The 13,372-nt window shown below is 69.6% G+C and carries 11 protein-coding genes; 9 read left to right on the top strand and 2 right to left on the bottom strand.

Annotation, left to right across the window (positions count from 1 at the left end):
- Window positions 1-112 precede the first annotated feature (112 nt).
- A complete protein-coding gene (locus OG276_RS04375; protein ID WP_266902909.1) occupies window positions 113-1,204 on the bottom strand; it encodes an ABC transporter ATP-binding protein in 1,092 nt (363 codons plus the stop codon).
- Window positions 1,205-1,615: 411 nt separating this feature from the next.
- Between OG276_RS04375 and OG276_RS04370 the strand changes: the two genes are divergently transcribed.
- From OG276_RS04370 to OG276_RS04350, 5 genes are all read left to right on the top strand, one after another.
- A complete protein-coding gene (locus OG276_RS04370) occupies window positions 1,616-2,950 on the top strand; it encodes a sugar ABC transporter substrate-binding protein (protein ID WP_266902907.1) in 1,335 nt (444 codons plus the stop codon).
- A 215-nt stretch (window positions 2,951-3,165) separates the two neighbouring features.
- Complete coding sequence (locus OG276_RS04365) at window positions 3,166-4,059, top strand: carbohydrate ABC transporter permease (RefSeq protein WP_266912515.1); 894 nt, start codon at window positions 3,166-3,168, stop codon at window positions 4,057-4,059.
- Complete coding sequence (locus OG276_RS04360) at window positions 4,056-4,931, top strand: carbohydrate ABC transporter permease (protein ID WP_266902905.1); 876 nt, start codon at window positions 4,056-4,058, stop codon at window positions 4,929-4,931. The genes OG276_RS04365 and OG276_RS04360 overlap by 4 nt, the downstream gene beginning before the upstream one ends.
- A 69-nt stretch (window positions 4,932-5,000) precedes the next feature.
- Complete coding sequence (locus OG276_RS04355) at window positions 5,001-8,024, top strand: glycoside hydrolase family 38 C-terminal domain-containing protein (RefSeq protein ID WP_266902903.1); 3,024 nt, start codon at window positions 5,001-5,003, stop codon at window positions 8,022-8,024.
- 166 nt (window positions 8,025-8,190) lie between these two features.
- Window positions 8,191-8,865, top strand: coding sequence for a DUF4328 domain-containing protein (locus tag OG276_RS04350; protein ID WP_266902901.1), 675 nt, complete (start codon window positions 8,191-8,193; stop codon window positions 8,863-8,865).
- 31 nt (window positions 8,866-8,896) lie between these two features.
- Here OG276_RS04350 and OG276_RS04345 read toward each other — a convergent pair whose 3' ends face one another.
- The gene (locus OG276_RS04345) at window positions 8,897-9,610 is read right to left on the bottom strand and encodes an alpha/beta fold hydrolase (RefSeq protein WP_266902899.1); all 714 of its coding nucleotides are present in this window, start codon (window positions 9,608-9,610) and stop codon (window positions 8,897-8,899) included.
- A 396-nt stretch (window positions 9,611-10,006) separates the two neighbouring features.
- Here OG276_RS04345 and OG276_RS04340 point away from each other — a divergent pair, with 396 nt between their 5' ends.
- From OG276_RS04340 to OG276_RS04325, 4 genes are all read left to right on the top strand, one after another.
- A complete protein-coding gene (locus OG276_RS04340; protein ID WP_266902897.1) occupies window positions 10,007-11,020 on the top strand; it encodes a L,D-transpeptidase in 1,014 nt (337 codons plus the stop codon).
- 332 nt (window positions 11,021-11,352) lie between these two features.
- The gene (locus tag OG276_RS04335; RefSeq protein WP_266902895.1) at window positions 11,353-11,904 is read left to right on the top strand and encodes a hypothetical protein; all 552 of its coding nucleotides are present in this window, start codon (window positions 11,353-11,355) and stop codon (window positions 11,902-11,904) included.
- Window positions 11,905-12,343: 439 nt separating this feature from the next.
- Window positions 12,344-12,934, top strand: a complete 591-nt coding sequence (locus tag OG276_RS04330; protein ID WP_266902893.1) for a DUF4328 domain-containing protein — start codon at window positions 12,344-12,346, stop codon at window positions 12,932-12,934.
- 173 nt (window positions 12,935-13,107) lie between these two features.
- Window positions 13,108-13,332 carry a hypothetical protein gene (locus OG276_RS04325; RefSeq protein ID WP_266902891.1) on the top strand — a complete coding sequence of 75 codons (225 nt, stop codon included), beginning with the start codon at window positions 13,108-13,110 and terminating at the stop codon, window positions 13,330-13,332.
- The last annotated feature ends 40 nt before the right edge of the window (window positions 13,333-13,372 follow it).

Here is a 13,372-nt window from a genome sequence, read left to right as displayed (position 1 = left end):
CGGGGTTGCCGGAGCGTCCGGAGCGTCCGGAGCAACCGCTCCCGCACGGGAGAGCCCCGGACCGGCGCCATCCCCCGGTCCGGGGCCATCGGGGCCGGTCGGGCCACTCGGATCAGTCGGGCAGGCGTTCGCCCGTCGTCGGGTGGAAGAGGTGGATGGACTCCTGGCGGGGGATGACCCGGATGGTCTTGCCGCGCAGGCCCTCCTCGCGGCCGTACGTCCGTACGGTCAGCGGCTGGGTTTCGCCGTTGCCCAGGTCGAGGTTGCCGTACGCGAAGCCGTCCGAGCCGAGCTCCTCCACCGAGTAGAAGGTGACGGGCAGGCCCTTGTCGCTGTGTGCGGCGTGGAAGTCCAGGTGTTCCGGGCGGATGCCCAGGGTGACGGTGTCGCCGGCGGCCGCCTCGCGGGCCGCGCGGCTGATCTTGACCGTGGAGCCGCCGAAGCGGATGCCGTCCCCGGCCAGGGGCAGGTCCAGCAGGTTCATGGCGGGGGAGCCGATGAACCCGGCCACGAACTTGTTCGCCGGGCGGTCGTACATGGTGCGCGGGGAGTCGCACTGCTGGAGCAGGCCGTCCGCGAGGACCGCGACGCGGTCGCCCATCGTCATGGCCTCGACCTGGTCGTGGGTGACGTAGACGGTGGTGGTGCCCAGGCGCCGCTGGAGGTTCGCGATCTCGGCGCGGGTCTGGACGCGGAGCTTGGCGTCCAGGTTGGAGAGCGGCTCGTCCATCAGGAAGGCCTGCGGTTCGCGGACGATCGCCCGGCCCATGGCCACGCGCTGGCGCTGGCCGCCGGAGAGGGCCTTGGGCTTGCGGTCGAGGTACTCGGTGAGGTCGAGGATCTTCGCCGCCTCCTCGACCTTCTTGCGGATGGTCTCCTTGTCCACCTTGGCGATCTTCAGGGCGAAGCCCATGTTCTGAGCGACCGTCATGTGGGGGTAGAGCGCGTAGTTCTGGAACACCATCGAGATGTCCCGGTCCTTGGGCGGCAGGTGCGTGACGTCGCGGCCGCCGATGGAGATCGAGCCGGACGTGACCTCTTCGAGGCCGGCCAGCATCCGCAGGGTGGTGGACTTGCCGCAGCCCGAGGGGCCCACGAGGACGAGGAACTCGCCGTCGGCGATGTCGAGGTCCAGCGATTCGACCGTGGGGCGGTCGGCGCCGGGGTAGGTGAGGCTCGTCTGATGGAACGTGATCTCGGCCATGGCTGTCAATCCCTCTTTCACCGGCGGTACGTGCCGGACGATCCGGGTGGGTGGGGTCGGCAGGAGTGGCGGAGCTGTCGTGCGGTATGCGGGTGAGGGGTGTGCTGGGTAAACCGCATTAGTGCCAGCTTTCGTTAACCGGCGATAAGAAGTCAACCTGCACCGCCCGGTTTGGTTCGTTATCGAATCGATATCACGCCAAAGGCGATAAGGACTAAAGCGCATCAGTGCAGGTCAGAGTGGTGGTCATGGAGTGACTTTCGGACTGCTCTTCCCTCCTCTGTGGTAATTCGGGACGTACGGGTACCTCCCTCTCGGGACTTTGGTCATATTGACGGAACCTTGATTTCGGGTGAGTTTTGGCCCAGTGATCCGGCGACGAGGCCGGAACTCCCCCTGAAGGCGGCGACGATGACCCGTAAGAACGTGACCCGCATTGCCATCACCACCCTCGTGGCCGGCACTTTCTTCGCGACCTCCGCGTGCGGCATGAGCGGTGGCGCCGGAGACGTGAAGGAGGGGGAGAAGACCGGCAAGGTGGCCGGTCAGATCACGTTCCGCACGCTCCAGTTGAAGCCCATGTTCACGTCGTACGTCCAGGGGGTCATCGACGCGTTCGAGAAGCAGTACCCGGACGCGAAGGTCAAGTGGGAGGACGTGCCGGGCGACGGCTACAACGAGAAGATCGTCGCCGACGCCCAGGCCGGCGCCCTCCCCGACGTGGTCAACCTCTCCACCGACTCCTTCCAGCTCCTCGGCGACCGCGGCATGCTGGCCGACGTCGCGAAGCTCGACCCCGAGGTGGCCAAGGACTACGTCCCCGGCGCCTGGGAGCAGTTCAAGCTGCCCGGCAAGGGCGACAGCGTGTTCGCCTACCCCTGGTACGTGACCCCGGAGATCCTCACGTACAACAAGGACCTCTTCGAGAAGGTCGGTCTCGACCCGGCAAAGCCGCCGACCAGCGTCGAGCAGTTCTTCGACTACGCCGAGCAGATCGCCGCCAAGTCCGGGGGCAAGTACTCCGCCTTCATGGCCGACCCCAAGGGCCGGCTGCCCGGGGACTGGCAGAAGATGGGCGTCCCGATCCTGAACGAGAAGCAGGACCGGTTCACCTTCGACACCGACAAGGCCGTCGAGTGGGTCGAGCGGATGAAGGACCTCTACGCCAAGGGCGCCATGCCCAAGGAGTCCCTGCTCAAGCAGGACGACATCAACCAGCTCTACGGCGGCGGCAAGATCGTCTTCGGCCCCGGCTCCCCGGGGTTCGTCAAGGACATCAAGCAGAACGCCCCGCAGATCTACGCGAACACGCAGGTCGCGAACGCCGTCACCGGGCAGCTCGGCCACATCGGCATCTACGCCCAGTCGCTCGGCATCAAGAAGGACACCAAGCACATGGACGCGGCGACCGAGTTCGCCAAGTGGCTCACCAACGGGCCCAACCAGGTGGAGTTCTCCAAGCACGCCACCATCTACCCGTCCAACGCCACCGGCCTCGCCGACCCCTTCTTCGCCGAAAAGGGCGACGGCAAGGACGCGGAGACGCTGGCCCGCGCCGTCGGCGCCGAACAGCTGAAGACCGCCGGACTCGACGCCAACACCCCCGTCCAGTGGACCAACCAGGTCGGCGACGTGGTCGTGCGCGAGATGCAGAAGGCCATCAAGGGCGAGCAGGACGCCAAGGCGGCGGTGAAGAAGGCGCAGGAGGAGGCGAACAAGCTGCTCGCCAAGTCGGTCCAGCAGTGACGGCGGCAGCGGAGAAGGGAGAGGCAGGCGCCATGAGTCCATCCTCAGGAACGGAACTGCGGGAGAAGGCGGGCCCGTCGCGGGACGCGCCCGGTGCCGCTCCCGACACGACGGCGAAGCGGGTGAGGCCGTCCAAGCAGGCGAAGAACACCAAGCAGGTCAAGCAGGCGAAGAACACCAAGCAGGCCAAGCAGGCGAAGAAGGCCAAGCAGGCCATGGAGGCCGAGACCGGGCTGCGTCACCGCAAGTGGTGGACCCCGTACCTCTTCCTCGCCCCGGGCCTGATCATGGTGACGATGTTCAGCCTCTGGCCGTTCGTCAACACCGTTATCCTCTCCTTCACCGACGCGCAGATCCTGCGCGGCGGCGGGTTCGTCGGCTTCGACAACTACACCCACGCCTTCGCCGACTCCGACTTCTGGGTCGCCACCGGCAACAGCGTGCTGTACCTCGTGGTCGTCGTCCCGTGTCTGGTCTTCCTGCCGCTGGCCCTCGCCGTCCTCGTCCAGACGAGGGTCCCCGGCATCGGCTTCTTCCGCTCGGCGTTCTACACCCCGGTGATCGCCTCGGCCGTGGTCGTCGGCCTCATCTGGCAGTGGGTGCTGCGCAGCGACGGCCTGGTCAACACGCTGTTCCAGAAGCTGAGCATCATCTCCGAGCCGATCCCGTTCCTGACCGACAGCACCATGCTGCTGGTCTCCGCGATGATCGTGACCGTGTGGAAGGGCCTCGGCTACTACATGGTCTTCTACCTCGCGGCCCTCGGAAACGTCTCCACCTCGCTCTACGAGGCAGCCGCGCTCGACGGCGCGGGCCCGGTCCGCCGCTTCTTCAGCATCACCGTCCCCCAGGTGAAGCCGATGATGCTGCTGGTCGGCACCCTCTCCGCGATCTCCGCGCTCCGCGTCTTCACCGAGATCTACATCCTCGGCGGCGAGAGCGGCGGTCCCGGCGGCGGCGCCCGTACGCTGCCCTTCCTCATCCGGCAGGTCGGCCTCGGCTTCTCCGGCGAGACCGGATACGCGGCCGCCATCTCCATCCTGTTGTTCCTCCTGACGCTGGTCTTCAGCCTGCTGGGCCGCCGTCTCTCGAAGGGAGACGAAAGTTGAGCACCCTCGCTTCCCTCGGCGACAAGGCGGGCAAGCGCGTCGGAGCCGACGCGCGGCGGTACTGGATCGGCCTCGCCGGCCGGTACGCCACGCTCCTCCTGATGCTCGTGATCATGCTCGGACCGATCGTCTGGCAGTTCCTGACCTCGATCCGCGGCCGCACCGAGAACGTGTACGACGGGGTGCTGCCCTCGCAGCCCACCCTCGACAACTACTTCCGGGTCGCCGAGTCGTTCCCGCTGTTCCAGTACGTCGGCAACACCCTGACGGTGGCGGTCCTCGCCATCACCTCGAACATGCTCTTCGCGGCCATGGGCGGCTACGCCCTCTCCCGGGCCGCCTGGAAGGGCCGCAAGATCGTCTTCACCGTGCTGGTGGCGACGCTGATGTTCCCCTTCGAGTCCGTGATGATCTCGATGTTCCTCACGGTCCGCGAGATGGGCCTGGTCGACACCCTCATCGGTGTCTGGCTGCCCGGCGCGGTCTCCGTCCTCAACATCATGATCATGCGCTCGGCCTTCCTCTCCGTCCCCAAGGAGGTCGAGGAGGCCGCGGTCCTGGACGGCGCGAACGAGTGGACCCGCTTCACCCGGGTCTTCCTCCCCGCCGCCAAGGGAGCCCTGGCCGTCGTCTGCATCACCAGCTTCATGGGCGCCTGGGACGACTTCCTCTGGCCGCTGCTGGTGCTGACCAACAGCGACAACTACACCCTCCAGCTCGGCCTGAAGACCCTGGCCGGCGCCACCACCGTCAGCGACCAGCGGATCATCGCCGCCGGTGCGATGGCCGCGCTGATCCCGATGATGCTGCTCTTCTTCGCCCTTCAGCGCTTCTTCTTCAAGGGCGTCGGCGAGGGAGCCGTCAAGACCTGACCGGGCCCCGGCGGCCCACCGCCCGACCGAGCGCAGGATCGCAGTCCACCCCACCTTGGAGCAGCCGTCATGCACGACGACCGCAGCATCACCGAACACCGCCTCCGCCGTGTCCTCAAGGAGCGCATCAAGCCCGCCGTCCACTCGCGCTCGGTCCCGCTGACCGTCGAGCGCTGGGAGGCACCCGGCGAGCCCGTCCCCGTCGCCGAGGGCCTGGCGGCCTCCTACGAACCCTGCGCCATCGGCGACCTGTGGGGCCCGGCCTGGGGCACCACCTGGTTCAAGGTCACCGGCACCGTCCCCGCCGACTGGGCCGGCCGCACCGTCGAAGCCGTACTCGACCTCGGCTTCGACCGGATGATGCCCGGCTTCCAGTGCGAGGGCCTGGTCCACCGCGCCGACGGCGGCGAGGTCAAGGCGCTCAACCCGTACAACGACTGGGTGCGCGTCGCCGACCGCGCGGCCGGCGACGAGAGCATCGAGTGGTACGTCGAAGGCGCCTCCAACCCGATCCTCGTCGACCACTCCGTCACCTACGAGGGCGACAAGCGGACAAGCGGCGACCAGCCCCTCTACCGGCTCGCCCGGATGGACCTCGCCGTCTTCGAGACCGAGGTCTGGGAACTCGTACAGGACCTCGAAGTCCTCTACGACCTGATGACACAGCTCGACGAGCGCGATGCCCGGCGCTACGAGATCCTGCGCGCCCTCGACTCCGCCCTCGACGCGGTGGACCTCTGCGACGTCCCCGGCACCGCGGCCGACGCCCGCGCGCGGCTCGCCACCGTACTGGCCGCCCCCGCCAACTCCTCCGCGCACCGGATCAGCGCGATCGGCCACGCCCACATCGACTCCGCGTGGCTGTGGCCGCTGCGCGAGACCGTGCGCAAGGTCGCGCGGACCACCTCCAACATGCTGGGCCTGATGGAGGAGCACCCCGAGTTCGTCTTCGCCATGTCCCAGGCTCAGCAGCTCGACTGGATCAAGACCCACCGTCCCGAGCTCTTCGAGCGGGTCAAGAAGAAGATCGCCGACGGGCAGTTCGTGCCGGTCGGCGGCATGTGGGTCGAGTCCGACACCAACATGGTCGGCGGCGAGGCCATGGCCCGCCAGTTCCTGTACGGCAAGAAGTTCTTCATGGACGAGTTCGGCATCGAGACGAACAACGTCTGGCTGCCCGACTCCTTCGGCTACACCGCCGCCATGCCGCAGATCGTCAAGCTCTCCGGCTCGAAGTGGTTCCTGACGCAGAAGATCTCCTGGTCCCAGGTCAACAAGTTCCCCCACCACACCTTCTGGTGGGAGGGCATCGACGGCACCCGCGTCTTCACGCACTTCCCGCCGGTGGACACCTACAACTCCGACCTCGGCGGCGCCCAGCTGGCCCACGCCGCGCGCAACTACCAGGAGAAGGGCCGGGGTTCGCGCTCGCTGGCCCCCTTCGGCTGGGGTGACGGCGGCGGCGGCCCGACCCGCGAGCAGCTCGGCCGCGCCAAGCGGCAGCGGGACCTCGAAGGCTCCCCGCGCGTGGAGATCGAGCGCCCCGACGCGTTCTTCGAGAAGGCGCATGCCGAGTACGAGGACGCGCCCGTCTGGGCCGGCGAGCTCTACCTGGAGCTGCACCGCGGCACCTACACCTCCCAGGCCAAGACCAAGCAGGGCAACCGGCACAGCGAATCACTGCTCCGCGAGGCCGAGTTGTGGGCGTCCACGGCCGCGGTGAAGGTCCCGGGGTACGCGTACCCGTACGAGGACCTGGAGCGGATCTGGAAGACCGTGCTGCTCCACCAGTTCCACGACATCCTCCCCGGCTCCTCCATCGCCTGGGTGCACCGCGAGGCGCGCGAGACGTACGCCAAGGTGCGGGAGGAGCTGACGGCGATCACCGTGGCCGCGCAGACCGCTCTCGCGGGTGAGGGCGAGGAGGAGCTCGTCTTCAACTGCGCCCCGCACGCCCGGCGCGGGATCCCGGCCGGCGGGGCCGGCCTGCCGGCGGCGGCCGCGCACCCCGTCACGGTGGAGGAGCGGCACGGCGGCGGCCATGTCCTCGCCAACGGGCGGCTCCTCGTGGAGATCGACGGCCGCGGGCTGATCGTGTCCGCGTACGACCTGGAGGCCGGGCGGGAATCGGTCGCACCGGGGGCCGCCGCGAACCTGCTCCAGATCCACCCCGACTTCCCGAACATGTGGGACGCGTGGGACATCGACGAGTTCTACCGCAACAAGGTCACGGACCTGGTGGACGTGGACGCGCTGGAGGTCGCCGAGGCCGGTCCGGCATCGGGCGCCGTACGGGTGACCCGCTCCTTCGGCCTGTCCCGCGTCGTCCAGACGCTCACGCTCCGGGCCGGGGCCAAGACGGTGGACATCGTCACGGACGTGGACTGGCGCGAGACGGAGAAGTTCCTCAAGGCGGCCTTCCCGCTGGACGTCAAGGCCGAACGATCCGCCTCCGAAACGCAGTTCGGACACGTCTACCGGGCCACCCACACGAACACCTCTTGGGAGGGAGCCAAGTTCGAGATCTGTGCGCACCGCTGGATCCACGCGGAGGAGCCGGGCTGGGGGGTCGCGGTCCTCAACGACTCCACCTACGGCCACGACGTGACCCGCGACATGCGCCCCGACGGCGGCCAGACCACCACCGTCCGCCTCTCCCTCCTGCGGGCCCCGCGCTACCCCGACCCGGAGACCGACCAGGGCGCGCACACCCTGCGCTTCTCGCTGGCCCCCGGCGCGGCCGTCGGCGACGCGGTCCGCGAGGGGCACGCGCTGAACCTGCCGGAGCGCGTGCTGCGCGGCGCGGGCCCGGTCGCCCCGCTCGTCGCGGTCGACACGGACGCGGTGGTGGTCGAGTCGGTGAAGCTCGCCGAGGACCGCAGCGGCGACGTGATCGTCCGCCTCTACGAGTCCCGGGGCGGCCGCGCGCACGCCACCCTCGCGGCGGGCTTCCCGCTGTCGGCGGCCATCGAGAGCGACCTCCTGGAACGCCCCCTGGAGGGCACGGCCGTCTCCGCCCCCGCCCCGGACGGGACGATCCCGCTCACCCTGCGCCCGTTCCAGATCGTCACGCTCCGCCTCCACCGGGCCTGAAACCTCCACCGGGCCTGACCTCACCGCCGGGCCTGACACCACCGCCGCAGGGCGCCCGCGCGCCGGGGCGCCCTGCGGCGCGGGCCCACCGGTGCCGTATGTTCTGCCTTCCCGCCCCAGCAGGCGGGTTTCCGCATGTCAACGCACCCGTGGGGGGTCCCTCGTCATGTCCGCCGGTCCCGGTTCCGCAAGACTGTCTCCGCTCGGCGCGCCTCCGGCGCGCTCGCTGCTCCGCTCGCCGAAGGGACTGGCCACGGCTCTGACCGTGCTGCTCGGCCTGTGCGCCCTGACCCGGCTGCTCGCCGTGGCCGCCGGGGTCAACCGGTACTTCCGGCTGGACGAGCACACCGAGCCCGTCGGGCTGGGACACTCGGGGACGCTGCTCACGATCTCGGTGAGCCTGTTCATGACGGCCATGATCCCCGCAGCGGTGGTCTTCATCGTCTGGTTCCACCGGGTCCGGGTGAACGCCGGGGTGTACGCGCGGGGAGCCATCCGGGGCGGTGCGGGCTGGGCGATCGGAGTCTGGTTCATCCCGGTCGTGGGCTGGACCGTCCTGCCTTGCCTGATCGCGATGAAGGTGTGGGCGGCCAGCGCGTCGAGGCTGCCCGGCAAGGCCGCGCTGACCTCACCCGCCCCCGTCTTCGTCTGGGCCGGAACGTTCGGAGCGGCGATGGTGGCGTCCGTCGCCGCCAACCGGTCCGCGGCCACAGCTCTGAGTGACGACGCCGTGCGCGACGCCGTCCTGTTCGGCGCGGCCTCGGACCTGATCTACGCCGTGGCGGCGGTGGCCGCCATCCTCTTCGTGCGCCGCCTCTCGGCCCTGCAGTCGGCAGCCTGAGCGACGCCCCGGCCGGTGATATCGGCCGGGATCATTCCGTGAGGAAGGCCGCGACGGCCGCCGTGAACTCCGCGGGCGCCGCCGCGTGGATCAGGTGGCCGTACGCGAGGGTGATCAGGCGGGCGTCCGGGATGCGGCGGACCACCTCGTCGAAGGAGGCGGGCGCCAGGTGGCTGGCGGGGCCGCCGTACACGACCAGGGTCGGGGCCGTGATCCGGGACAGGTCCGCCAGCCAGGCCGGGTCCGGGCGGTCGAGCTGGGGGCGGACCGCGAGCACCATCGCCCAGTCGAAGGAGAGCTCGCCCTCGGGGCGTACGGGGGCCGAGGCCTCGCGGGGGAGCGGCGCGGGGGCGTCCTCCAGGACGAGGCGGCTGATGCGGTGCGGCTGCGCGGCGGCGGCCAGGTACGCGACGACCCCGCCCATCGAGTGGCCCACCAGGTCCACCCGGTCGAGCCCGAGGGCGTCCAGGAAGCCCAGTACGTCGTCCCGCATGAGCGGCAGCGAGTACGCCGACGGCCACGCGCTGGCTCCGTGGCCGCGCAGGTCCAGCGCGAACACCCGCCGCTCCCGCGCGAGTTCGTCCCGTACGGGCACCCAGTCGGCGGCGGTCTCGCCGAGCGCGGGGAGCAGGAGCACCGGCGGTCCGGCCGGCGGGCCCGTGACCTCGTAGGCGAGGCGCACTCCGCCGTTGACCGTCACGGTGCGCCGCTCGACCGGCGGGGTGCTGCTGGGCTTCGGCGTCATCCGGCAGAGGGTAACGTCCGGCAGCGGATGGCGGTGAACTGCTTGGCGGCGTCCGGCCTGGCGATGTGCTGACCGACCGTGTCCCCTAGTACGTAGAGCCCCACGGGCCCACCGGGTGGGCGGGCAGCGCACGCGGCTCAGAGCACCCGGGACTTCGCAATGCGTTGGGCGACCACCGGCTTGTCGAGGTGGCGGCGGACGTCGTGGGCACGCCCCTCCTGGCTGCCGCCTGCCCGAGCCATGAGCGGGGACCCGGCTTCCGGCCTGGCCGATCCGCGACGAGACGGGCCTGTCGTTTGTCACACAACGGTCATCAGCAGATAAGAACCGCTTGTCTGACGGCAGCCGTCCTCACAGCTGTACCAGCCAGCCCTTTCCAGAGAAGAGCCGTCCACCATGATGCGTGTTCGCCCCCAGACGACCCCGGCGGCTTCCGTCCGCGGTCGTGGCCGCGCCGCGGCCCCGCTGTTCGCCGCCGTCGCCGGGCTGTTGCTCCTCACGGCCTGCGGCTCCGGCGGGGACACGGTTCGGGCGGACGACTCGAAGGTGTCCGCCGACGTGGCGGGTGTGCAGGCCGCGGCGTCACAGGCGGCCGTTCCGCCGAAGGTGACCACCGGAGCCGTACTGGACTTCGACCTGATTCCGGGGGCGGGGAAGACGGTGGGTACGGGTCAGCCGGTGTCCTTGCAGTTCGAGAAGCCGGTGAAGGACAAGGCCGCGGTGGAGAAGGCGTTGACGGTCACCGCGTCGACCCCGACCGAGGGTTCCTGGGGCTGGGTGACCACACCCTCGGGCCACGACCGCCTGGACTGGCGCCCCAGGGACCCCTGGAAGCCCGGCACGGACGTCACGGTCAAGGGCACGCTCACCACGGTCGACCCCGGCGGCGCGCACTTCGACCGCGACCTGAACCGGACGTTCAAGATCGGCCGTGACCAGCAGCTGACCGCCGACCTCGACACCCACCGGCTCATCGTCGAGCGTGACGGCAAGGTGGTGAAGTCCATCCCCATGTCCGGCGGGCAGCCCGTCAAGGGCCGCCAGTCCCGACTGGGCACCTACGCCCTCAAGACCCGGGAACCCAAGGTGCACATGACCTCCGCGTCCGTGGGCGGGCCGGTGGACTACGACGTGGTGGTCAACTGGGGCATGCGGGTGACCGACACCGGCGCCTACATCCACGAAGGGGTTCCCGAGGCGCAGAAGTACGTCGGCAACACCAACCACAGCGCCGGCTGCATCGGCATGACCCCGGCCGATGCGAAGTGGATCTTCGACAACACCATCCTCGGCGACCTGATCACGATCAAGGGCCAGGAAGCCATCAAGAACGCCGACGGCCCCGGCAACGGATACGCCGACTGGAGCATCGGCTACGACGAATGGAAGAAGCTCAGCAAGGCCTCCTGAACCACCGCCCGGCCACCACGCCCCGCTTCCCTCCGAACCGGCCCAACGCTTCGCCCTCGCGGCCCCGTCCGCTCGCCGGCCACCCCGCCATCCGGCCGGCGGGATGGCCGGCCGCCACCTGCACCAAGAGAACAACCATCCTGCCGACAGCCGGACCGTCCGCACCTGACAGAATCTCGGTTTCCTGCCTTCGACGATGGAGAAACAGCGTGCGTGGCTTCATACGGGGGGTGGCGGTGCTCCTTGTCCTGTCCTCCGCAGCAGCGGGCTGCACCAGTGGGAAGACCGGAGAGACGGGACAGAAGGGGGAGGAGGGAGAGAAGGGGCGCGCGATGCTCACCTCGGCACAACTCGCGGACGCCCTGCTGGCAGGCAAGCACTCCGGGTTCACCGTGATGCCCGAGCGAGATCCCTTGCTGGAGGAAGAGGACGTCGTCACGGCGTCCGATCCGGCCTGTCGGCCGCTGACCGACCTGACGAGCGTCAAGCCCAAGCACCAACCCACCGGGACGGTTTGGGCGGTGCTTCAGGACAAGAACGGAAACACCGGCGGGAGCATCGTGCTCTCCAGTTTCGCGACGGGTGAGGCGAAGGGCTGGATGAGCGAGCTGAACGCGGCTCTCACCACGTGCAAGAGCTTCTCGGCTTCCTCCCAACGCGGCTGGTCGGACCCGGTCACCCTGGCGGCGCTGCCGGCAGTCGACGTGGGTGACGAATCCGTCTCCTACTCCGTGACCGCCGACGAGGCTCCCGCCAAGCGGCAGATCATGACGATCGTGCGAACCGGTGGCTCACTGGCCGTCTATCTCACCCCCTCGGATGGACAACCCGCTCCGGTCTCGCTCATGAAGCGTCAGCACGAGCAGCTGGAGACAGCCGGCTAGCACACCCTGCCGGAGACGCGTGCCGAGCAGTTTCGGCGATGCTGCTCGGACTCGGCGTAGAGGCGCTCGGCGAAGGCGCCGAGGGCCGTCCAGTCCGGTCGCGGTAGTCGGGTACGAAGGAGAGCCGCTCGTCCCAGGTCGCGGCTCCGGATGGCTTGCCATCGGCCGATGTCCGGACGCAGTGCGCGACGGTGACGGCCGGTCGACCGTCTCGCGCCCGTTTGGGGTTGATGCCTCGACATGTCCCCCCTCAAGATCACTTGATCTCCCCGCAGCCGACTGGCAGAGTCCGGCGGACGGCCGCACCAGGCGGTACGGATCAGCACCCAACCCGAAACTCCGGCATAGCCGGGAGTGCCGAGGGGCGCCGCGCGCGTCAGCCGGCCGCCTTCCTCCTTTTCGCGTCACACGTTCACGTTCCCGTGGGGGGTACCACTTCATGTCCTACAGCACGCCCGGCTCGCCGCCACCCGCGGCGCCTGACCCCAACTACGCCCACCAAGCGATACCCGTCCAGCCGTTGCCGGGCTGGAACTCGCTGCCTGACACGCCCCGCCCGCCCCGTGGCCTGTCCATCGCCACGATCGTGCTGCTCTCGGTCTCCGGCGCGTACGCCCTGCTCCTGGCAGGAGCCGGCCTTTACGTCCGCTCGGTACTGGAGAGCGGCCGGTACCCCGACGCGGGCACGGCCGACAGCCTCACCCCGCCGGACGCGCTCATGGCCTTGGCCGCCCTCATCCAGATTCCGCTCCTGCTCGCCACTGCCGGCGTCTTCATCACCTGGTTCTACCTCGCGCACAAGACCGCCAAGGCCTTCAGGCCCGACACGGCAACCCGGTCGAGCGGCTGGGCCATCGGCGGCTGGTTCATCCCCTTCGGCAACCTGGTCATCCCCGTCCGCGTCGCCAGGGAGACCTGGGAAGCGAGCCGCCAGCTCAGCCCCAACGGCTCCGACCGGCCCACCTCGACCGCGTTCATCACCTGGTGGTGGCTGATGTGGATCCTGTCCCTGCTCGCCGACCGCGTGTAATACGGGTCCCTGTACGACAGCGCCACCGACGCGGCGGGCCTCTCCGCCGCCGCCGGCGCAGCCGCCGTACAAGGCGTGCTGTCGCTCGTGGCCGCCCTCCTCGCGATCCGCTTCGTACACAGACTGGCCGCCCTCCAGACCACACGGGCGGCATCAGGACCGTACGCACCCGAGTGACAGGGCCGGGCAAGGCGCGACAACCCAGAAGCCGGGTCGGCGTCCAGGGACTCGGCCCCAGGGCGTGTACCCCTACTCCGTCGGCCGACGAAGACCAGCGACGCCGACGGGAGCTGACACAGGCCGCCCTCCTGCTGGAGGACGCCGCACGGACCGCGACGGACGAGGCGACGAAGGCCGCCATGGCCAAGACGGCCGGGATGCTGCGGTCCGCCATGTAGGGGCTGCCGGTCGCTACGGAGGTCCGCCAGGGCCGGACAG

The sequence above is a fragment of the Streptomyces sp. NBC_00086 genome (assembly GCF_026343255.1).
In the GTDB taxonomy this organism is placed as follows: domain Bacteria; phylum Actinomycetota; class Actinomycetes; order Streptomycetales; family Streptomycetaceae; genus Streptomyces.
The sequence above is the reverse complement of the archived record's forward strand: the minus strand, read 5'-3'. Positions and strand labels throughout refer to the sequence as shown.